The 21,236-nt window shown below is 47.8% G+C and carries 17 protein-coding genes; 9 read left to right on the top strand and 8 right to left on the bottom strand.

The window, feature by feature from the left end:
• Window positions 1–6 precede the first annotated feature (6 nt).
• Both ACKFKF_RS22015 and ACKFKF_RS22010 read right to left on the bottom strand, forming a co-directional pair.
• Window positions 7–1,410, bottom strand: a complete 1,404-nt coding sequence (locus tag ACKFKF_RS22015; protein ID WP_446869697.1) for an aromatic ring-hydroxylating dioxygenase subunit alpha — start codon at window positions 1,408–1,410, stop codon at window positions 7–9.
• Between the two features lie 160 nt (window positions 1,411–1,570).
• Window positions 1,571–2,752 (bottom strand): aminotransferase class V-fold PLP-dependent enzyme, encoded by a 1,182-nt coding sequence (locus ACKFKF_RS22010; protein ID WP_446869696.1) that lies wholly within the window; start codon window positions 2,750–2,752, stop codon window positions 1,571–1,573.
• Window positions 2,753–2,963: 211 nt separating this feature from the next.
• Between ACKFKF_RS22010 and ACKFKF_RS22005 the strand changes: the two genes are divergently transcribed.
• From ACKFKF_RS22005 to ACKFKF_RS21995, 3 genes are all read left to right on the top strand, one after another.
• Entirely contained in the window at window positions 2,964–4,469 is a 1,506-nt protein-coding gene (locus ACKFKF_RS22005; RefSeq protein ID WP_446869695.1) for a TM0106 family RecB-like putative nuclease, read from the top strand.
• Window positions 4,470–5,684: 1,215 nt separating this feature from the next.
• The gene (locus ACKFKF_RS22000; RefSeq protein WP_446858079.1) at window positions 5,685–5,885 is read left to right on the top strand and encodes a hypothetical protein; all 201 of its coding nucleotides are present in this window, start codon (window positions 5,685–5,687) and stop codon (window positions 5,883–5,885) included.
• Entirely contained in the window at window positions 5,885–6,142 is a 258-nt protein-coding gene (locus ACKFKF_RS21995) for a hypothetical protein (protein WP_446869694.1), read from the top strand. Before ACKFKF_RS22000 ends, ACKFKF_RS21995 begins: the two co-directional genes overlap by 1 nt.
• A gap of 246 nt (window positions 6,143–6,388) precedes the next feature.
• Here ACKFKF_RS21995 and ACKFKF_RS21990 read toward each other — a convergent pair whose 3' ends face one another.
• The gene (locus ACKFKF_RS21990) at window positions 6,389–6,889 is read right to left on the bottom strand and encodes an N-acetyltransferase family protein (RefSeq protein WP_446869693.1); all 501 of its coding nucleotides are present in this window, start codon (window positions 6,887–6,889) and stop codon (window positions 6,389–6,391) included.
• Complete coding sequence (cutA, locus tag ACKFKF_RS21985; protein WP_446869692.1) at window positions 6,876–7,205, bottom strand: divalent-cation tolerance protein CutA; 330 nt, start codon at window positions 7,203–7,205, stop codon at window positions 6,876–6,878. Before cutA ends, ACKFKF_RS21990 begins: the two co-directional genes overlap by 14 nt.
• A gap of 42 nt (window positions 7,206–7,247) precedes the next feature.
• Here cutA and ACKFKF_RS21980 point away from each other — a divergent pair, with 42 nt between their 5' ends.
• From ACKFKF_RS21980 to ACKFKF_RS21970, 3 genes are all read left to right on the top strand, one after another.
• Complete coding sequence (locus ACKFKF_RS21980; protein ID WP_446869691.1) at window positions 7,248–7,925, top strand: DUF2834 domain-containing protein; 678 nt, start codon at window positions 7,248–7,250, stop codon at window positions 7,923–7,925.
• Window positions 7,926–7,935: 10 nt separating this feature from the next.
• The gene (locus ACKFKF_RS21975; protein WP_446869690.1) at window positions 7,936–8,664 is read left to right on the top strand and encodes a 4'-phosphopantetheinyl transferase family protein; all 729 of its coding nucleotides are present in this window, start codon (window positions 7,936–7,938) and stop codon (window positions 8,662–8,664) included.
• A gap of 74 nt (window positions 8,665–8,738) precedes the next feature.
• The gene (locus tag ACKFKF_RS21970) at window positions 8,739–9,530 is read left to right on the top strand and encodes a hypothetical protein (protein WP_446869689.1); all 792 of its coding nucleotides are present in this window, start codon (window positions 8,739–8,741) and stop codon (window positions 9,528–9,530) included.
• 281 nt (window positions 9,531–9,811) lie between these two features.
• On the opposite strand, the gene ACKFKF_RS21965 is transcribed toward ACKFKF_RS21970, so the two are convergent.
• The 4 genes from ACKFKF_RS21965 to ACKFKF_RS21950 form a co-directional block, all read right to left on the bottom strand.
• Entirely contained in the window at window positions 9,812–10,213 is a 402-nt protein-coding gene (locus ACKFKF_RS21965) for a hypothetical protein (protein ID WP_446869688.1), read from the bottom strand.
• Window positions 10,214–10,428: 215 nt separating this feature from the next.
• Window positions 10,429–10,887 carry a hypothetical protein gene (locus ACKFKF_RS21960; protein WP_446858086.1) on the bottom strand — a complete coding sequence of 153 codons (459 nt, stop codon included), beginning with the start codon at window positions 10,885–10,887 and terminating at the stop codon, window positions 10,429–10,431.
• A gap of 575 nt (window positions 10,888–11,462) precedes the next feature.
• Complete coding sequence (locus ACKFKF_RS21955; protein ID WP_446869687.1) at window positions 11,463–11,837, bottom strand: response regulator; 375 nt, start codon at window positions 11,835–11,837, stop codon at window positions 11,463–11,465.
• Between the two features lie 202 nt (window positions 11,838–12,039).
• Window positions 12,040–15,069, bottom strand: coding sequence for a response regulator (locus ACKFKF_RS21950; protein ID WP_446869686.1), 3,030 nt, complete (start codon window positions 15,067–15,069; stop codon window positions 12,040–12,042).
• 346 nt (window positions 15,070–15,415) lie between these two features.
• Here ACKFKF_RS21950 and ACKFKF_RS21945 point away from each other — a divergent pair, with 346 nt between their 5' ends.
• The 3 genes from ACKFKF_RS21945 to ACKFKF_RS21935 all read left to right on the top strand — a co-directional run bounded on the left by ACKFKF_RS21945 (window position 15,416) and on the right by ACKFKF_RS21935 (window position 21,005).
• Window positions 15,416–16,420: a nucleoside hydrolase gene (locus ACKFKF_RS21945; protein WP_446869685.1), complete on the top strand. Its 1,005-nt coding sequence runs from the start codon at window positions 15,416–15,418 to the stop codon at window positions 16,418–16,420.
• A 614-nt stretch (window positions 16,421–17,034) separates the two neighbouring features.
• Entirely contained in the window at window positions 17,035–18,858 is a 1,824-nt protein-coding gene (locus ACKFKF_RS21940; RefSeq protein WP_446869684.1) for a response regulator, read from the top strand.
• A 143-nt stretch (window positions 18,859–19,001) separates the two neighbouring features.
• Complete coding sequence (locus ACKFKF_RS21935) at window positions 19,002–21,005, top strand: PAS domain-containing sensor histidine kinase (protein WP_446869683.1); 2,004 nt, start codon at window positions 19,002–19,004, stop codon at window positions 21,003–21,005.
• Window positions 21,006–21,236: the final 231 nt, after the last annotated feature.

Genomic DNA, 21,236 nt, shown 5'->3' with positions numbered 1-21,236 from the left:
GAAATCCTATTGTTTTTCGGGAAGGTTTCTAGGCGGGGTTCTTCGGCCTTCATAAAATCGCCGCTCTAATTTGCCGAGTCCAAACCAGATGGCTCCTGCGAGTAGAGGGACGGTGACCGAGAGAATGGGCGCTTGTTGATTGAGGGCGAGAATGGACAGAATGACCCAGGAGACGGCTCCCAAAATGGCCACGCTGAATCGAATTTTTTGAATATTGGCAAGAGCCTGACGGCAACTGGCGCAGTGTTGAGTGTGGGAATGGTAGCGATCGAGCAGCGTTTCAGCCGGGAGCGGCGACGACAAAGCCTCAGTGGGAAAGGGATCAGCCTGAAATTGATTCACCCATTTGCGAAACTCGGACACAAAAGAATCAGCACGAGTTGGCAAATAAAAGGCCTTTGAGAAATTGGAGCCGCCACCTTTTGCTGCTAGATAGCGTTCTTGATAGTGCAGAAAAATCTGATCGTCTTCCAAAATGTCGTTGTTGCTGAGATGAGAGTACCAGCGGGGAGTCAGCTTGATGAAAAAGGCAGGCACCTTGGAAGAGAATTTGAAGGGAAATCGGGCAAACACGCGACATTCCCCTTTGCGAATCGGGGTTGCGTAAACAACGGTCATCGTTCTGCCAAACTGCTTGGAGGTCAAATCGTGCCACATCAGCGAAGGAGCAATAAATAGGCTGTGTTGCTGCCCCAGTGTGCCTTTGCGCGGCCCGTCTGCCCAAAATCCCTTGAATCCTTGTTTACCCGATTCCAAAACATCCAATTCGACGGGGGAGGCGGTCGATCGATTCCCCACCGATTTGTGATGCGTAAACGGCACATGACTCGAATCCAGCACATTTTCGAGCAGCGTCAGCGCATCATAGGGCAAATCGCGAAAGGTATTGAGACAGACCCATTCATCAGGCGTTTCTTCGATCGCGTCGATGATCGGAATCTTGACCTGGGGCGCATTCTCTGGCTGACCGGGGTAGACAAACAGCAAGCCTTGACGCTCGGCCGTGGGCATTGAAGTGACGCAGGCCCGTTTTGACTGATGCGCCAGACTCCCTTCGGGCTGTTGAGGAATGCGATCGCACCCACCATCTCCCCGAAACGCCCACCCATGATACGGACATTCCAGCAGTCCATCAGCGGCAATGCGACCTTCTGAAAGCGGCGCGAGACGATGGGGACACTGATCCTCAAACGATCGCCAACAAGATGCGTCTCGATCCCACCAGATCACTAAATCTTGACCCAACAGCGTAAATTTAGTTGGCTTGGTCTGATCAAGGTCAGCGACATAGTGAACGGGATACCAGGCTTCTTTACAGTCAAAGCGATCGGGGTCACTACCACCCGCCGCAAGCTCATAAGTTTTGTGGAACGGCTCATCTGGTTGAGCGGTGCGTGCTTCAGTCAGCATGGGAAACGATCGCCTTTTTTGGAAAAGATTGCTTTACACAGCTTAACAACTCCTCGTCACACCCGCAGAACTTGAAGCCTCGATCGAGGATGGCAAGGCAAACAAACGCATCTGAAGCCAGACCTCTGAATAATTTTTGCGCGGTGACTTCAAACACTTTCTAGAACGCCGCGATCGCACTCACCAACGCATCGATTTCTGTCTCAGTGGTGAAATAGTGAACGCAAGCTCGAACACAACTGGGATCAAGCAAGACTCGTAGAAAAAAGTGTTTGCTCTCTAAAAATTGCACCAGACGAACGTGTTCTCCACTCGCTAATTGAAAGGAGACTAGCCCAGATTGCGGCGGAGTTGATCGCAGACAGGTGACATTAGAAAGTTGCGTCAATCGCTGCCAAAGATAAGCACTGCGATCGCAAATCATGCCATATCGCTCCTCGGCGGTGCCGATCGTGTGATGAAAGGCGATCGCGGCTCTCAGTCCGGCATAGAGCGGAATCGCAGAAGTGGCAATTTCGTAACGGCGGCTGTCGGGTTGCCATCCGGTAGGCTGATTGTGAGCGTCGATCGTAATGCTGCGCCAGCCAATAAAGGTGGGATGCAAACTGTCACGCGCATCGGGTCTGACATACAATCCGCCCAGTCCGGCCGCTCCGCACCACCATTTGTGCCCCGTAAATGCGTAAAAATCGACTCCTGATTCGGTCAGATTTAACGGCAACATACCGACCGATTGAGCCGCGTCCACCAAAATTCTGATTGGTTGGTTAAGTGAGCGCGATCGACAAGTCGCGACAATTTCACTCAAGGGCAAGACCTGTCCGGTGTTCCATAGAATGTGACTGAGTACGACGAGACGAGTGTTGGGGCGCAAGTGTTGAGCCATCACCGCCACCGGATCGCCTTGATTTAACGTCGCCATCATCGGGCAAACCGACACCTCGATCTGAAAGCGCCGCTGAAGTTCTTGAGTCGCTGCGATGATGCCTTGATGTTCGCAATCAGTGAGCAACAGATGATCGCCCGCCTGCCAATCGAGGCCCCACAGCGCGATATTGCAGCCCACAGAGATATCTTCGGTCAAGGCGATCGACTCCGCTGAAGCTCCCAGTTCTGAAGCGATCGCTGCCCTTGTCAAATTGCCCTCCTGCACAATCCAGGAATTGACCGCACTAGAAAACGGGCCCGCCTGCTGAAAATGATCTTGGGCTTGCTGAATGGCGGCGATCGCTGGCTGCGGCATGGGGCCCTGTCCTCCGTAGTTAAAGTAGCTTTTGCCTTCCAAATATGGAAAGTGTTGGCGATGCTGGTTGAGTTGAGCCGTCATAGAAATGTTAACCATTCGATAGGTGGAACTTGCTTTAAACGGTTTGTCGCTATGTGGCTCAGGACTTCTACTTTCTAGATTTCCTGATCTGAACGACGTTGATCTTCAGCTTTCTCAAGTTGGTGAATTGAAATTAATTTTCATTGATTCAAGTAATTCCTAAATTCAAGACGCAAAAGACAAATTTCTCTCAGCAGTCAGCCCGATTTCTTGTTAGTTTATAGGCATGTTGTTGACTGCCGATCTACTTCTCAATTATCAACGCTGTAGTCGTCGAGCTTACCTCGATTTGTATGGAGATCTCACCCAGCGAGATGCTCCCAATGACTATTTGCAAAAATTGTTGCAGGACAGCATCGCCAACCATCGAGAAATTTTGGCAGACCAGGCTTATCATCAGCCAACCCACACCGCTAGAGATTGGTCAACCGGAGCAAATGCGACTCTAGAACTGATGCAGCGAGGAGTCGATCGCATTTATCAGCCCGTTCTGATGAGCGAAGAAAATGGCGTAACGTTGATTAGCGTGCCTGATTTGTTAACGAGACAGCCCGGAGAGTCGGTCTTTGGCGATTGGGTATACGTGCCCACCGAAATCAAGTTGAGTAAGCGCCCCAAGCAAGAGTATCAAATCATTGTGGCGTTTCATGTGCGCGTTTTGGCGGCGGTGCAGGGAGCCTGGTCTGAGACGGCGTGGCTGATGTTGCGTGAGAAGGGGCTGTTTGAGGTGGATCTGTGGGAGTCGATTCCGCGAATGGAATTGATTTTGCAAGAGTGCCTGACGACGCTGCAACAAAAGCAGGAACCTGAAGTTTTTATTTCGCGCAGTCGGTGTAGTCTGTGTCATTGGTATAACCAGTGTTATACGATCGCCAAGTCTGACCAACATCTTTCGCTCTTGCCTGGGGTGACTCCGCCTCGCTATGCCCAGCTTCAAGCGCTCAATCTGACTTCTGTGGAGGCGTTGGCCAACATTCAGCCGAGCCAGTTGGAGCCGCTGCCCGGATTTGGGAGCGAAACGGCGAGAAAGTTAGTTCGTCAGGCTCAGTCATTTGTGCAAAATTGCGCGTTGCCGGGAGAAAGTAACGCTGACCCACCCGAAAGTACCAATGGTCATCGGTTTCTCAATGGTAAACGGGCTGCTCAGGAGATTCCGACAGCGGATGTAGAACTGTATTTTGATATCGAAGCTGAACCGTCGCTGAATTTAATTTATCTACATGGAATTTTGGTCGTCGATCGACAGAAAAAGACCGAAGTTTTCCATTCCCTACTCGCTGAGAAGCCTGAAGACGAATTCAAAATTTGGCAAGAATTAATCGATTTGATGTGGGTGTATCCAACTGCGCCCATTTTTCATTTTTGCCCCTATGAAGTGCAGACGATGGGACGACTCGCCGAGCTTTATGAAACGCCGATCGACCGCATTCAGCCGCTACTTCCTCGCTTTATAGACTTGCACGATCGTATTACCAAATCCGTAACGCTGCCTGTCGAAAGTTATGCGCTCAAACATATTGCTCGCTGGCTGGGGTTTGACTGGCGAGATTCTAGCGCTAATGGGGCCCAATCGATTTATTGGTATGCACAATGGTTAGCGACGGGCGATCGTTCGTTTTTAAATTCAATCTTGGTCTACAACGAAGATGATTGTCGCGCGACTTATCACATCAAAGAGTGGCTCGTCGATTTTTTGCAACAACAACGGGAGCGATCGTCGGCTATTTCATAACTTTTAAAGAGGGTAGGTTTGGAGGATGTTTGAACAGTATCAAATCGTCTGGAGATCCCCCCTAGCCCCCTTTAAAACAACGTGAATTCGATGAAATTCCTCGCTGTAGCGATCACTCCAGGCAGCCCCCTAAATCCCCCAAGTTTGGGGGACTTTGAGCAAGAAATCCTGTCCGAAAGTCCCCCAGATTTGGGGGGTTGGGGGGCAGAAGCGTTAAATACCGAAGCGAAAAAACTCTATCGAATTCACGTTAAAACAGGTAGGGTTGATTCGTTTTATTGAAAGGAAGAACGAAGAGCCGATCTTTTTGTTAGTTGCCGTAGATCTGTTGAAAAGGAAGAATCAGGAGGCAAATTTTAATCACCAGGAATACTGAGAAATCTAATGTTTTCTGAGTCGAATTCGATTTGCCCGGCGGAAGATACTTCAGTTCGCCTCGGATATTCAAACTCTCTTACGACTTATCAATCATTCCGGTGCGCCAATTGAGTTTGCTTCCCGTCGCATTTGATTCGCTCTGCATCGCATTTGATTCTTCCTGCGGAATATACAGAATTCCATCTCGTTTATTGAATTTGCTCTACGTCCGATGCGATTTTCCTGCGGGATTTACGGAAGAATGGCAATCGCATATCTCATACCCAATCATTTTTTAGGACAAAGGATATGTCACATTCAAGAACGAAGGCACTGGCAAACTGTAATTGTTGAGCTTGATTCGAGCCGCTATAATTAGGAAACTATCTTTTGTCTATAAGGGGTACACCACACCTTTCCGAGTTGATGGGACTAAGACGGCAGATTAACACGACTATCTTTCGATAGTCCGCTGTGTGGGCAATCGGGTTAATCCTTAGTCGCTGATCTCCACTGTTATCTTTCCTGCAAAGGGAGGGCAATGCCGGTTCACTTGATCCGGAGGAAGACAGTGTTAAAGGGAAGTAAGCTCAATGGCAACGGGCAGCGCAAATCAAACCAGTCAGTTCAGTTTTTTTGCCAAAGACTAAAAGTGAGTATCAAGCGTCTAGATAAAACTTTTCGATCTTATTATCGAAGATTTAGATTGGTTATTAGACGTTTTTTACCCTTCTTACAGGCTATCGCTGCACTGATTGCAATCGCTAAGTCTCTAGGGTTCTTGTAACCTAATCTAAGTTCGTAAGGCAAGGGAGAGATGTTTCTCAATCTTGCTTTAATGTTAGTAGAGGAAAGACAATGTTAACGCTTGAGCAACTCGAAACTGCAATCCTCCAGCTTTCACCTAATGATTTTAATCAGCTTCTAGAGTGGTTCTTTGATTTGGATTATCAGCGTTGGGACGAGCAGCTTGAAAATGATATTGCTGCTGGCAAACTAGATAACTTAGCTGAAGAAGCAATAGCTGATTTTGAGGCAGGGCACTACCGAGCAGTTTGATGCATTTTACGACTCGTAGATTTTGGCAATGCTATGACTCTTTACCTGAACCTATCCAGCAGGTAGCGGATGAAAATTATGAATTGCTGAAGGCTGACTCATCCCATCCGTCGTTACATTTCAAAAAGGTCGGCAAGTATTGGTCAGTTCGAGCAGGGCGAGGTCATAGGGCATTGGGGATAGAAGTAGAGCGCGGCATTCTATGGTTTTGGATTGGCACACATGCAGAGTATGAAAGGCTAATTAAAAACCAGTAGCGACAGCAGCTCAACACTGCGTTGGTGCAGACGGAACAGAGGTTATCGGTGAGAGTTTGAGGTTATCTGCCGCCGCACAACTTCACCGTTATGCTGAGTATGAAAAAGCAGAACTACAAGATACTCTCTCAATACTCTCTCAACCAACCTTTAGAGCAAAGTTCAAAGGCCCTCAGAATGGGGATTTAGGGGGCAGAAGATCTGATCTGATCAACGAAGCAAAAAACTCATTGAATTCAGACCCAATTAAACGTCTGTCTTTACTCTTTTGCCGACGATCACTAAATCCTGTTCGCTCGTCTCAAATTTGGCAACTCTGGGCAAATAGCCCCACTGCTCAAAGCCATATTGCTCAAAGAGTTTGAGACTGGGTTGATTGCCTGCAAAGATGAAGCCCAACAGCGTCGTAATTTGAAGAGACGGACTAGCTTCGATCGCTCGCTCCAACAACGATCGCCCAATTCCTCGCCGCCGAAAATCAGGGGAGACATATAAACTCAATTCCACCGTTCCCTGATAAGCAGGTCTGCCGTAAAACGATTGGAAGCCAAGCCATCCTGCGATCGCGCCATCGATTTCCATGACCCAGAGCGGTCGATCTTTTGGGGTGTGAGACGCAAACCAGGCGAGACGACTTTCAACTGTGACAGGCTCAAAATCAGCGGTGACAATTCGGGTCGAAACTGTGGAATTGTAGATGGCAACGATCGCGGCCAAATCGCTCTCAACTGCATCACGAATTCCCATTGACTTGCTCCGAAATCCATTGCAAATAGTGACTAGACCCTGCCACGATCGGCACCGCAATAATCTCTGGCACCTCATACGAATGGAGTTCTCGAACTTTAGCTTCCAGTTCTGCAAATCGACTGCGATCGGACTTGATCAACAATTGCCATTCCTCATCCTTATGAATCTCGCCCTGCCACCGATAAACCGACTGCACCGGAAGCAACGTCACACAAGCCGCTAATCGAGTTTCGACCAAAGACTGAGCGATCGTCTCCCCCTCTTGCCGAGATGAAGCCGTCACCAACACCACACAGCATGTCTCTTCTGCCATACGCCTCTAAAATATGATCACTCTCTACTATCCACGATTGTCATGCTCAGAAAAGTTGCGCTCGTCCTACTTTGGATTGGATTTGTCAGCTATGCCTTTTTGTTGGCTCCGCCTGACCAACCCGATACGATCGACTTGATCAAAAATCTTTCCACAGGGCAGGTTGAGGGCATCAATCCTCTGATTGTCGGACTGTTTAATATTATGGGTGTCTGGCCGCTGATTTATAGTTGTGTCCTGTTTTTAGATGGTCGAGGGCAAAAGATTCCCGCCTGGTTTTTTGGGTCTGCATCCTTTGGCGTAGGAGCGTTTGCGCTGTTGCCTTACTTATTTTTGCGTCAGCCTAGTCCCACTTTTTCAGGACAAAAGAATTGGTTTCTTAAGATTATGGATTCTCGCTTGACAGGCGCATTGATTGGATTGGGCGCGATCGCGCTCTTCACCTATGGCGTAACTCAAGGCGATTGGAGCGACTTTATTCAACAATGGAAAACCAGTCGATTTATTCATGTGATGAGTCTAGATTTCTGTTTATTGTGCCTACTATTTCCGACGCTGCTTGGAGATGACATGGCGCGACGAGGACTCACTGATCAAAGAATCTTTTGGGCAGTTTCGTTGGTGCCGTTGTTTGGGCCGATCGCTTATCTCGCACTGCGTCCCCCAACCATTGAACAAAAGACAGAAGCAATGAGTCAGCAACCTGTGGGCGCAAGATGAGGGATGGGGGATGAGGGATGAAAAAATATGGGGTCTTCCGGTGAGTGAGGTGAAGTGTCCTGTGCAATCAGTGCAGGTTTGGCGGGCCGATTTGGATGACTCACAGCAACTTGAAGATTGGTTGAAACTATTGTCCTCGGATGAACACGATCGCGCCGATCGCTTTCGGTTTGCTCAACATCGGAGTCGCTTTATTGCAGGTCGAGGAATCTTACGATCGCTGCTCTCGCTCTATTTGCAAACTGACCCAAAATCACTGCAATTTACTTATGGTCAACAAGGCAAACCGACCCTGATAGACCATCACTTGCACTTCAATTTGGCTCATTCTCAAGGGTTGGCGCTTTATGCAATTTGCGATCGTCCAGTTGGTATTGATCTAGAACAAATTCGCATCGTTTCTGATCTACAATCTCTAACTCAGCGCTTCTTTTGTGTTAATGAACATCATTCGATTTCTGCTCTACCACCTCAACAGCAACCCACTGCTTTCTTTCGTCACTGGACATGCAAAGAAGCCTACCTAAAAGCTACAGGAGAAGGATTGTCAAAGCTCAAGGGGTTAGAAATTTCATTAACGAATTCAGCCCATTTAATTCAAGTCCCAGAGGGGTCGATTCACAATTGGCAGCTAAAAGAATTGGCACCGGGCGAAGGATTTGTAGGGGCAGTGGTGACGATGGGCAAAAATCTGAGCGTCGATCGCTGGCAGTTCTCAACAAACAAAGTAAATCGCTGACGACGATCGCTTCAGTCAAAAATGAGTTCCTCCGATATACTTGCAGAGGTATTCACTCAAAGGAGAAAACACGGATGCAGCTATCAACGATGCCAATGAGTTTGATGACTACGATTAATGGCGAGCCTGCGATCGCGATCGAGTCCATGCCCAAAAGCTGGCAGCGCATTCAATCAGGCAATTGGATGACTGAACCAACGGTTTACACTGCACTGGCGCAGGTTTTCTTAGCCAAAAATCAACAGGGGAATTTTCTATTTGCAGAGCGTCCCGACACCTCATCTCTCAAAGATGCCTACCTTGAAGGCAATCGGCTCTTAGCCTGGGAAGCCGTCTGTCACTTTGGAGAAGCGTTTCTCCCAGAAAACTACCCCGATTTGCAGCAGATTCGCAATGAGTTGTTAGCTAGTAAGGCGCAGCAAGCAGAACGACTAGCCCTGGTGCAGATTGTCAGCGATTTGTTTGATGAGTTTGGATACGATGTGCCTGCTACCTTCTATTGGACGTTCTTAAACCCGTTGCAGCGATCGGATTTGTTTGAGGTGCGATCGTTTCGTTTTAGTGAACAAGATCTTGGCGTTGCCCGCAAATTTGACGCAATCCTCCACGGCGGTTATGTGTCTCCCTTTCGGCGCTTGATTGATAGTGTATCCAGTCGCTATGGCTACTATCTAGAACATGAATGCGGCTGCGAAAATCATTTGGCAAAACTCAAGCCCTGCGATTCTCCGTTTGAATACAGTATTCCAGAAGCGATGCGTCAAAAAACGTTGCGGGCCTTCTTCTGGAGCGTGATGGAAGAGTATATGCTGTTTGAGTTGCGATCGGCGACTCGACTGGTTTATGCAGACAACTTGACACTCTAAAGCGATCGTTCTAACAAAAATGGGTAGTTGATAAAAGGCGTTGACAATCACCAATTAATCCCTACCCAAAACATATCGCTTTAACGTGAATTCGATGGCAGTTTTTCGCTTTGGTCTTCAGCGCTTCTGCCCCCCAACCCCCCAATCTGGGGGACTATTAGAGACTATTCTTCGTTCAAAGTCCCTCACTCGTGGGGGATTTAGGGGGCTGCCCGGATTTATAACAGCAGCGAAGGATTTCATCGAATTCACGTCACTTTACTAGAACACTATATTGAAGGTTATGCAGCCAGGACGTTCACATCTCCAGCGTCTTTGTAGACTCGCCAGCAATCACCATTGCGATGAAGCAGTGATCCTTTATCTGTTACGCAGATTGCAACCGAAGCATTTTCACTCGGCCCTCTAAACAAGGTTGCTTTGTCTCGATCGTATCCTTTGAGTTGATGTTGGCTACAGGTTACTCTTTCTTCAACCACAATAAAAGACTTCCCGATCGCTTGACATTCTATTTGAATGCTCAAAAGTCTAGTTTTGATTTCTCCTAAGCAATCATCAGGTGATAACGTTTGGGCAGACAGAAGTGCTGCATTAATCTTCTGCCCTACGATTCGTTTAACTTGCTCTCGCTGCTTCTCAAGGGGAACGTTGATTAATTTCTCGGTGTATTCAGATACAGTCATGGCTCATATCTCAGGACAACATCAAAGTGGTAATGCCCCTGATGTGTCGATCAGATGTCGCTCATCGGCAAAGGGAGTGCTCTAATGAGGTAATGCACAATGCACAACACAGATGAGATACATTGCACCTCCAAAAACAGGAACTAGCGCTAAAGATTGCAGCGATCGTGTACGTAGTTTGGTCATACAAATTTCCTTCTTATTAGGGTGAACGATCAAGGGCGAACCGTAATCGGAAACTTCATCTCAAACGGGTTAAAGCTGCCATCTTTTGATTTCCCAGATAACACCACTACATAAGCACCCGGCTTAGGAAACGTAATGTTCGTGCGAATTGCCCGATGTCCTTTTTGATGTCCTGCCATTTCTATTGTTGAGAGCGGCAGGCGATCGGTCATCCAAGTTGGTTTGCTGCCCTGCTTTCCAGTTGCATAGGCAGTCACTTGACAATCACAGGTGGCCGGAGAAATCATCGCTCCGCCGCGTCGAGTCAGCATAAACCACGTCATAGTGGACTTCCCAGCGTAGGGTGAGTCGTCGGGTTCGAGGTGAATCATGGCTCCAACGCTGTTAGGTGCGGCCTTTTGTTGATGAGCCTCCAGCGGTAACAGCCATAAGGGTGCCAGCGTGACCCCGAGCACTGTAGCAAGACAAATCGATGGAATTTTACGCATGGTCAACTTTCCCCTTAAACAATTGAGATAAGACGGTTGAACTGTATTTCGATAAGCCAGCGTCACACGGTTAGCGTGCGAATGTCAGATAGGATGCTGCGATCGACGTTATAGCCTTGACCAAAAATAGATAAGCTTAGAGCCGCCTACAAGGTTTTTGGCATTGCTAAATCCAGAGATGAATCTTGAGAGTGAAAGTCAGAGAGTCCTCCAGAATTGGGGGGGTTGGAGGGCAATTTAGACCATCGCTCAACAACGCCGATTTGCCATAGTTAGGATCTCAAGCGTGCTCAACCGATAAACAGCGGTCTACTAACACCAAAACCGAGTTTGGAGAAGATTTCAGCAGGTAAATTCTTACTGTGTGGACGGGATGATGCCAACCCTTGTATCACTACACCGTTAGACTTAAGCAATCGCCAATCTGCACACCTAAACCACCACAAGGGTAGATGCGATTTCTAACCAGTGTTTTCTTAACCTGCTCAGGTTACAACGGATGCACTTTGAGCGATGACGATCGGTAGTCAGTTTCAAAACTGTCTTTCCTATCGACAATTGTTTATAAAAAGGACTTAGAGATTCCAGCCTAGCGTAGCGGCGATTTGGTTGGCCAGCTCTAATGGCTCAAAGGGTTTGGCGAGCGCCGCCTTGATTCCCAGTTGCAGATAGCGCTGACGATCGGACGATTGCACTTTCGCCGTCAACAGGAGAACTGGAATCTTTTGAGTCAATGCATTCTTCTGAAGATTTTGAAACGTGGTCAGCCCATCCATATCAGGCATCATCACATCTAATAAAATTGCGTCAGGCTGTTCGGCTTCTGCTTTCTTGATGCCTTCCATGCCAGAACTGGCCGTCAAAACCTCCCAACCTGCGATCGTCTCTAGACAGATTTGAGTGACTTCTTGAATGTACTGTTCGTTATCGATGACTAAGATTCGCTTCATAAAATTAAATTGCTCGACAAATCTTTTAGAGAGACCTGGGTTTAATGTGAATGCAATCAAGTTTTTTCGCTTCACTGTCCAGACCTTCTGCCCCAACTCTCTTATTCTGAAGCACTTTAAGACAAGATTTTCGGGGGGCTGTCTAGATTGATAAGCGGAAAGATTTCATTCAACTCACCTGGATTGATGGACTGGTTTGATCTTAAAGAGATCGCTGCTGAAGTCGATCGTACTTCCGCAAAGGCAACGTGAAGGAAAACCTGCTGCCCTCGCCCAACACACTCTCAACCCAGATTTCTCCGCCATGCTGCTGCACAATGCTCCGACAAATCGCCAGCCCCAATCCCGTCCCCTCACAATTGCGAGAATCTGAAGAATCGACCTGCTGAAATCGCTCAAAAATACAGCCCAGCTTGTCGATCGGAATGCCCCGTCCCTGATCTTTGACTTGTAGCAAAACCGCCCCCTGATTTAGTGTCATCGTCAGCCACACCGTAGAGTGAGGAGGCGAAAATTTAATAGCATTGCTAAAAAGATTCGTGAGTGTTTGCACAATGCGATCGCGATCCACCCAAATTTCTACATTCAGCGTAGAAGCTTTGAGGGTGACATTGGCTTTTAGCGCGATCGGCTGTATCACATCCACCGCTTCGTGAATCAGGTCAGCTAGATTGCAGGATTGCCGATTCATTTTGACTGTGCCCGACTCAATTCGCTCAATGTCGAGAATGTCATTAATCAAGCGAACCAAGCGATCGGTGCTATCTACTGCAATTTGCAGCAAGCGCTTTCCTGCGTCGGAGTCGGCTTTGAGCAGTCCACTGGCCAACATTCCTAGCGATCCGTGAATGGAAGTGAGCGGCGTTCGCAGTTCGTGGCTGACGATCGAGACAAATTCGTCTTTCATGCGCTCGATTTGTTTGCGATCGGTAATGTCGCGCAAAATCACCGTAAACACCGTCTCGCCCGCCAGCATGAGTTTTGAGATCGAAGCCTCCGCCGGAAAATCGCTGCCATTTTTGCGACGGCCATAAATTTCGCGACGATCGCCCATGCGTCGAGCCTCTTCGGGAGAACGAGCAAAATCTTGAACGTGCCGCCGATGAATTTCTGCAAACCGAATTGGAAGTAACCGATCGAGCGGCTCCCCCATAATTTCATTTGCGCTGTAGCCAAACATCTTCTCGGCTCCCTGGTTAAAAAGGGTGATTTGCTGCTGGGCATCAATGGCAATGATCGCATCATCCGCAATGTCTAAAATGCCTGCTAGTCTGGCTTGAGAGATTTGTAAAGCGGCTTGAATGCGTTGACGATCGTCGAGTTCTGATTGAAGGTGCTGATTAAATTCGCGTAGTTTGATTTGCTCGATCGAGGTTTCTTGAGCGTGTGAGTGGTGTTCTTGTTGAGACGTACTTTTATGAATCTTTGCCATTCGCTGAAGCATTTTTTTGCGTTCTAGACGGTTGACAACTCGCGTGACTAATTCTGCTCCCACGATCGGTTTGCTGACAAAATCATCGGCTCCGATCGCAAACACTTGATTCACGATGGCAGCGTCCGTATGAGCAGTGAGAAAAACGATCGGTAGCTCACTCCAGCGCGCATCATCTCGCACGACTTGACATAGGTCAACCCCACTCACATGAGGCATTTCGATATCGAGAATCAGCAGATCAGGCGAGACCGTTTCTAGCATTTTCCAAAACTGCCGTGCATCGTTGAGCGGAGTTACATTCAAGCCCCACGGCTCTAACAGAGATTGCACCACCGCCAAAACTTTGGGATCATCATCCACCGCTAAAATTTTAGTGTCTGCTGCGTCAATTTGTTTGAGAACCTGCGTCACCGTTGCCCACACTTCAGGCACAATAATCGGCTTAGAGAGAAAGGTTTGCCGACCCTGACGAGCCATTTGCAACCGATAGCTCAAATCAGTTTGTGCCGAAAACACAATAACCGGAACCGGAGGATTTCGTCGATGCAACTCCGTCAAAAAACTCAAACTATCTTCGGCATTCTCCACAGTTGGATCAAATAAAACAACGCTGGGATGATCGTGATAGAGAATTTTTTTAGCCAACGTCAAATCAGGCGCGATCGCAGTTCTCAATTCCCAATTTACAGCGTCTTGAATCAGGTGTTCGATTAGATCTTGATCGCAATCGATCACCAAAACCAATGGCTGTAGTGTCGAAGAGGAGGTCGAGGCGGGAGTCGAAAACGCTTCAATTTCTTGACGAAGTGCCCGCACCCAAGTCTGCAAATTCGTCGCCTGCTCTACACTCAAGTCGCCATCCAGACAGGTCTCTATCTGCCGCGCTAACGTCGATCCTTCTGGAATGCCAAACATGCCCAGAGCACCCGCCAGAGAATGAGCATCTTGTTTTGCCTGCGATCGCTCCTCTTGGCTCAGACGGCTTTGAAGTGCGGCCTCTGCTGCCTTTCCTAGACGCGAAACCTGTTGCTCAACTCGCCCCTGAAATCGCTGCCACACGCCTGCAATCTTCTCGATCGTTTGCTGTCGAATAGATTCTGCTGCCGCTTCGTTTTTTTGTTCGTTCAGGGGTTTCAGCCGATAGCCAATTCCATACACGGTTTCGATCAAATCCCCGGTTGCGCCTACACTTTTTAGCTTTTGTCGCAGTCCTTTAATGTGAGTCCTGACCGCCTCTTCTCCGGGCATTTCGTCATAGGCCCAGAGATGTTCGAGAATCATGCCGCAGCTAAAAACCCGCCGACTATTGCGTAAAAATAGTTCCAGCATTGCGTATTCTTTGGGCGTGAGCGTCAGCAATTTTGTTTGATACCTGACTTCACAACTGATCGGGTCAAGCCGCAACTGATCCCATTCCAACACGGGCTGAGAAACGGTGCTTCCTCGACGCAACAGCGCCCGAATCCGCGCCACCAACTCCTCGGCATCAAAGGGTTTTACCACATAGTCATCCGCTCCCGCATCCAGCCCGATCGCTTTGTCGTGACTGTTATCTTGAGCCGTCAGCAACAAAATCGGCATTGACAATCCTCGCGATCGCAGTTGCCGACAGAGGCTAATCCCATCGAGCTTTGGCAGTTGCACATCCAGGAGAATCAGGTCATAGTCAAACGTTTCGATCAAATTCCAGCCAGCTTGTCCGTCGATCGCGGTTTCAACTGCATAGTTTTGACGAGTCAAAATCGTGGTCAGCACCTGAAGAATTTGTTCGTCATCCTCAACAACTAAAATTCGCATGGGGAATTCGCACAGTCCGATTCTCTTGATCTTAGAAGTGATTTTTATAGGTATTGGGGAATCGGTTACAAATATCTACTACTTTGAGGGATGAGGGAGGAAAGAAGAAGGGATGAGGGATGAGGGATGACTTTGAACAGGAGAACTTTGAACCAGAAATCTTAGTTTAAAGTCCCCCAGAATTGGGGGATTGGGGGGCAGAAGATCTGAACAACGAAGCGAAAAAACTTCCATCGAATTGACGTTGTTTTAGGGTTAGTGAATTGCAAACGGTGGTAAATGAACTGATTCAAAAGTTTCTGAAAAGCATTCGTCAACTTACTTTATTGAATCGAAGCAGTTAATTATGAATTCCTACTCTAGTATTCCTAAAATTATTCTTGATACCGATCCAGGTGGCGATGATATCTTTGCTTTTTTATGGCTACAAAGTTTGACCAGACAGGGACTTGCTGAAATTATTGCAGTCACCACAACAGCAGGTAACGTCTCTGCTCAAAAGACCTTCTCTAGTGCCTGTCAGATTATGGAACTGAACGGATTTTCTCACATCGAAGTAGGGCGATCGACATTAGACAGCCCATCGCCTGAAGATGCGACTCATATTCATGGAAGTGACGGCATGGGCAATCTGTCGAGTACACTTCCTCGTCCTACTCGTGATTATGAGATGGCTCGCAAGGCTGACGATTTACTGATCGAAAAGCTGACTGCTCAACCTGGAGAAATCACGTTGGTGGCGATCGGCCCCCTGACCAACCTGGCCGCCGCCGAGAAAAAGAGTCCTGGTATTCTGCAAAAAGCCAAAGAAATCGTGATCATGGGCGGCGCATTTTTTTGTCCGGGTAATGTCACGCCTCACGCGGAATTTAACCTCTGGTTTGATCCTCAAGCCGCCGCTGTCGTTTTGGATAGTCGATCGGATCTAGTCATCTTGCCGCTAGATATCACTCGCAATCTGATTTTTACAAGAGAAATGGCCGCAGCGATCGTTCAAACAAATCCAAACACAAATCCAAACAGCCCTCTCGCAAAACTGATCGTCAACCTCTGTGAATTCATGATCAAAACAGCACTGAGCTACCGAGAAACTAATGGAATTTCTGGGTTTTTAGTTCATGATGCAGCCACACTGAGTTATTTGTTTTACCCCGAAACATTGAGGTTACAGCGCGCAAAAGTATGGGTAGAAACCAAGGGCGAATGGACTCGCGGACAAACCACGATCGACCTGCGACACAATGCCAAACAACCTGCAAACGCCTGGGTCGCCTTACAAGTGGATCAAACCAAGTTTTTTATGAGCTTTGTTGAAGATTTGAAGAGACTCTGGACGTTTTCCCAAGAGTAAGAGATATTTGGGGAAACCAAAAATTGCATACAAACGATCGCTGTATCCAGTATCCAACGATGATTAATCTCAGAGGATGCTTGAAAAGTATCAAATCGTTAGGAGATCCCCCCTAGCCCCCCTTAAAAAAGCTGCCGTGTACACACACGTTGATCGATCTGTCATTGCTGAAATCCTTCGCCCCCTAAATCCCCCAAAAATGGGGGACTTTGAGCCGTCGTCATGACTTTGAACTTTGGAAATCTTTCCTTTGTCAAAGTCCCAGCATGGGGGATTTAGGGGGCTAAAGCCGCCTGAAACGAGGCGATAACGACTTGTGTGTACACGGCAGCTTAAAAAAGAGGGAACAAGCCGTCAAAGTCCCTTTTGAAGGGGGATTTAGGGGATTGAAACTCTGAAACGTTAGAAGAAACACTTTTCAAACATCCTCTTAGATCAGAGGCAGCTTTTGAGAATCTTGACCCTTGTTCAAATATTCTTCTAAGCTTAGTAAATGTTGTTTTTGGCTAAAGAAGACCCAATAAAATTTCATTTAATAAACAAACATTCAAAAAATTAGATAATTAGTGAGTTTGAGTCATGTTGAAATTGCACGTTTGTCCGATCGTTGAACCATGAAAATCCTTTTAGTAGAGGACGACGAGGAAATGGGTGTATTGCTGTCTGAGTCACTAGCAGCCCATCACTACACCGTTGACCTCGCCTCTGATGGACAATTGGCTCTAGACTTTGCCAACCAGTGGGAATATGACCTGATCTTGCTAGATCTGCTGATTCCCAAACTCGATGGCATTCAATTTTGTCGGCAACTGCGATCGCAAGGCCACCAAACTCCAATTCTGCTACAAACTGCAAAAGACGATCGCGCTCACATTGTCGCTGGGCTAGACGCGGGAGCGGATGACTACCTGATCAAGCCTTACCATTTAGACGAGATGCTGGCAAGAGTGCGGGCGTTGTTGCGTCGAGGGAGAACGGCGATCGCATCCCCCGTTTTGACCTGGGGCGCACTGCGGCTTGATCCCAGTTCTGCTCAAGTGACCTATGGCGATCGTCCCGTTTCGCTCACGCCCAAAGAGTACAGTCTGCTCGAATTGTTTTTGCGAAATCCTCAACGAGCTTTTAGTCGCAGTGCCATTATCGATCAACTGTGGTCAATTGATGCTACGCCTAGCGAAGGGGCAGTAACCAATCTAATTAAAGATCTGCGCCAAAAACTAAAAACGGCGGGTATGACAATCGATCTGTTAGAAACAGTCTACGGTCTGGGCTATCGGGTCAGAAAAGATGAAAAAGACAAGACCCAAGAATCTGTTACTGCGCCCTCTGATCAAACTGCTCGCGGTGCCAAATCCCTGAAAAAGGTTAATCAAGTTTTAGAACACTACAAAGATACATTTATTGAACAGCTTACCGTTTTAGAACAGGCAGAATCGACGCTGCGATCGCGTCCCCTCACCCTTCAACAGCAGCAAATTGCCCGACAAGAAGCCCACAAATTAGCAGGCGGACTGGGCACGTTTGGTTATCCTCAAGGGTCAGACCTGGCCCAGGTAATCGAGCAGTTGCTTCAACAAAAAACGCTTTCATCTACCGAAATTGCTCAACTCGCTCAAAAGATCGCTCAAATCAAACAACAACTAACTCAATCCCCTGCGACAACACTGTTAGAAACATCTGTTAGAACTCAAGTGATCGTGATTGATCACACCGAAGATCTCATTCGAGAATTACAAATAGGAATGTCAGTCTGGGGAATTCAAATCACAGTCGTCACAGCGCGATCGCAGGATCAACAACGCATTCTCGACGCTTCTCCAGATGTAATCTTGCTCAATCTCAACCTGCCTGAAGTGAATAGTAAAACGCTTCTGCAAGACTTAAAAGTACAGTTTCCGACGATTCCGATTTTGGTATTTGCAACACAAGACAGCCTCGACGATCGGGTGGCCGTGGCTCGATTGGGGGCGCAAGGCTTTTTGTGTCAACCGACGGCCAAACAGATTTTTGAAGCGATCGAGCAGGCGTTGCCCGCGCAGTCTGTTGCCGCTAGAGTCATGGTTGTAGATGACGATGCCACGATGTTAGAGCTTTTTAGAACGCTATTACAGCCGTGGGGGTTTCAGATTATCAGTTTGCAAGATCCCCAACAGTTTTGGCAGGTGTTGACGACGACCGCTCCTGATTTGCTGATTCTCGATTTGGAGATGCCTACGTTTAGCGGGGTTGATTTGTGTCAGGTGGTGCGCCAAGATGCCGTATGGGGAGACTTACCGATTTTGGTGGTGACGGCTCATCGCGAGATTGAATCTATTCAAAAGGTGTTTGCTGCGGGAGCCGATGACTTTATCTGTAAACCGATCGTTGGCCCCGAACTGGTCACTCGTGTCATCAGCCGCATCGATCGTCATCCCAGAAGAAATAAAAGCAGAGAATAGAACTGAACTAATAGAACTGGACTAATATTGTGAACTAATATTAAAATTATTGTTAATCAATAGCGGACAAACAGAAATAGACCGCTCCAGTTACAAATGAGTTAACGCTAGAACTCACTGAACTAAATCACCCTCTCACTCTAATGGCAACGCGAATGCAAACAGCTTTTCGGGACTTATCCATTAGCGAACAACAACTGCAACAAATTCTAGAAGCGTTGCCGATCGGGGTTTCTGTCCATTTACCCGATGGGTCAATTTTCTATATCAACTCAACGGGAGAAAGCATTCTAGGCAGACAGATTGTTCCGGGGGTGACGGCTCAATTTTTATCCACTGCCTACGAACTCTATCGGGGTGATCACCTCTATCCGACCGCCGAACTTCCTGCCCTCCGCGCCCTCACAGGTGAGTTTGTAGTCATCGACGACCTGGAACTCCATCAACCTGGTGGCAAGATCATTCCTTTGGAAGTGCGATCGATCCCCATTTTTGACGATCAAGGGACGGTAATTTGCTCGGTCAATACGTTTCAAGACATCACGCAACGCAAAGCAGTCGAGGCGGTTTTGGCTGGCTACAATCGAGCGTTAGAAACTCAAGTGAGCGATCGCACGATCGAGCTTGCCCAACTCAACGATCAACTGTCTCAAGAAATTCTCGACCACCAACAAACCGAACAAATCCTGCGCCAAGAACGAGACTTTAGCAATACGTTGATTCAGACTTCGCCCGCCTTTTATGTTGCGATCGATGCCGCAGGTAAAACGCTGCTGATGAATGAGCAGATGCTCAAAGCGCTGGGCTACCAGGTTGAGGAGGTGATCGGCACTGACTACCTGACGACGTTTATTCCTGAAAGCGATCGCGCCAAGCTGGGTCAGATTTTTGCTCAACAGGTCAATCTCAAACAAAGCACCGTCAGCGAAAACTACGTCCAAACTAAGTCTGGCGCTCTGCTGCTGGTCGAGTGGCGAGGAACTCCGGTTCTCAAAACAGACGGCAGCTTAAATTTCTTCTTTGGCATTGGCATCGACATCACAGAACGCAAACGAGCCGAAGAGATTTTGCGGGAAAGTGAAGAACGGTTTCGTGGTGCCTTTGACGACGCAGGGATTGGCATGTCCTTGACCTCGCTAACTGGGCAATTTCTCAAAGTCAACCGTTCTCTTTGCAAACTATTAGACTACTCAGAAGCGGAACTGTTGGAGCTACGCTTTCAAGACATCACTCACCCTGACGACCTGGATGCAGACCTGTCTCTACTCGATCGCATGTTGGCCAGAGAAGGAGGCAATTTCGCCATCGAAAAACGCTACCTCAACAAGCGCGGCGAGTCGATTTGGGTATTGGTCACGGTTTCTGCAATCCGAGATTCGCAAGACGAGCCACTTTACTGCATTTGTCAGGTGCAAGATATTCGAGAGCGGCGAGAAGTCGATCGCTTAAAAGATGAATTTATCTCGATCGTCAGCCACGAATTGAGAACGCCTTTGACAGCCATTCGCGGATCTCTGGGACTGATGGCCACAGGCATCTATGACGACAAACCTGACAAAGCAAAACGCATGATCGAAATCGCTCTGGCTGACACCGATCGCCTGTCTCGTCTGGTCAATGATATTCTCAATTTAGAACGATTGGACTCTGGCAAAGTCGAGCTTGTGATGGAAGTGTGCGATGTGTTTGACTTGATGCTGAGAGCCGTTGAGGGAGTGCAGGCGATCGCTGAGTCAGCTTCTATTACACTTTGTGCTACGCCGCTTTTGGCTCAAGTTTGGGCGGCTCCCGATGCGATTCTGCAAACCCTGACCAACCTTCTCAGCAACGCGATCAAATTCTCTCCTGCCAATGGCACCGTCTGGCTCAATGCTGAAAAGGTTCTCTCTGAGGCTCAAAGTCCAGCTATCCGCTTTGAAGTGATCGATCAAGGACGGGGCATTCCGATCGACAAACTAGAAATAATCTTCGATCGGTTTCAGCAGGTTGATCTCTCAGACTCGCGGCAAAAAGGCGGCACTGGTCTGAGGTTGTCGATTTGTCGCAGCATTGTCGAGCAACACGGTGGCAAAATTTGGGCAGAAAGTTCGCTTAATCCCCCAACTGGCAGCCGCTTTTATTTCACATTGTCTATTCCAAGCCTATAGCTATCCTGTTTGAGTTATGAGAAGTCGATCGTTAGTGTTTAGTTGTTGATCAAAGGCTAAGAACTCATGACTCAGAACTCACCTTTGAAGATTTTTACAATTGATTCAGCATTGCTATAGCAATCCCACATCACTCGTGAAATGCAGCATTGATCGTGCCCCCTAAATCCCCCAACTTGGGGGACTTTGAGCCGAGAGACTTCCTAGATTTCAAGACCCATTCCCCAGTTT

The sequence above is a fragment of the Phormidesmis sp. 146-12 genome, assembly GCF_052939495.1.
This window is presented reverse-complemented; position numbering and strand designations above follow the sequence as displayed.

Excerpts from the sequence above, each read along its gene's own strand:
- ACKFKF_RS22015 (WP_446869697.1), bottom strand. The coding sequence starts at position 1,410 with ATGCTGACTGAAGCACGCACCGCTCAACCAGATGAGCCGTTCCACAAA.
- ACKFKF_RS21975 (WP_446869690.1), top strand. The coding sequence starts at position 7,936 with ATGAGGGATGAAAAAATATGGGGTCTTCCGGTGAGTGAGGTGAAGTGT.
- ACKFKF_RS21940 (WP_446869684.1), top strand. The coding sequence starts at position 17,035 with ATGAAAATCCTTTTAGTAGAGGACGACGAGGAAATGGGTGTATTGCTG.
- cutA (WP_446869692.1), bottom strand. The coding sequence starts at position 7,205 with ATGGCAGAAGAGACATGCTGTGTGGTGTTGGTGACGGCTTCATCTCGG.
- ACKFKF_RS21935 (WP_446869683.1), top strand. The coding sequence starts at position 19,002 with ATGGCAACGCGAATGCAAACAGCTTTTCGGGACTTATCCATTAGCGAA.
- ACKFKF_RS21990 (WP_446869693.1), bottom strand. The coding sequence starts at position 6,889 with ATGGGAATTCGTGATGCAGTTGAGAGCGATTTGGCCGCGATCGTTGCC.
- ACKFKF_RS21965 (WP_446869688.1), bottom strand. The coding sequence starts at position 10,213 with ATGACTGTATCTGAATACACCGAGAAATTAATCAACGTTCCCCTTGAG.
- ACKFKF_RS21955 (WP_446869687.1), bottom strand. The coding sequence starts at position 11,837 with ATGAAGCGAATCTTAGTCATCGATAACGAACAGTACATTCAAGAAGTC.
- ACKFKF_RS21970 (WP_446869689.1), top strand. The coding sequence starts at position 8,739 with ATGCAGCTATCAACGATGCCAATGAGTTTGATGACTACGATTAATGGC.
- ACKFKF_RS22010 (WP_446869696.1), bottom strand. The coding sequence starts at position 2,752 with ATGGTTAACATTTCTATGACGGCTCAACTCAACCAGCATCGCCAACAC.
- ACKFKF_RS21995 (WP_446869694.1), top strand. The coding sequence starts at position 5,885 with ATGCATTTTACGACTCGTAGATTTTGGCAATGCTATGACTCTTTACCT.
- ACKFKF_RS21960 (WP_446858086.1), bottom strand. The coding sequence starts at position 10,887 with ATGCGTAAAATTCCATCGATTTGTCTTGCTACAGTGCTCGGGGTCACG.
- ACKFKF_RS21980 (WP_446869691.1), top strand. The coding sequence starts at position 7,248 with ATGCTCAGAAAAGTTGCGCTCGTCCTACTTTGGATTGGATTTGTCAGC.
- ACKFKF_RS21950 (WP_446869686.1), bottom strand. The coding sequence starts at position 15,069 with ATGCGAATTTTAGTTGTTGAGGATGACGAACAAATTCTTCAGGTGCTG.
- ACKFKF_RS22005 (WP_446869695.1), top strand. The coding sequence starts at position 2,964 with ATGTTGTTGACTGCCGATCTACTTCTCAATTATCAACGCTGTAGTCGT.
- ACKFKF_RS22000 (WP_446858079.1), top strand. The coding sequence starts at position 5,685 with ATGTTAACGCTTGAGCAACTCGAAACTGCAATCCTCCAGCTTTCACCT.
- ACKFKF_RS21945 (WP_446869685.1), top strand. The coding sequence starts at position 15,416 with ATGAATTCCTACTCTAGTATTCCTAAAATTATTCTTGATACCGATCCA.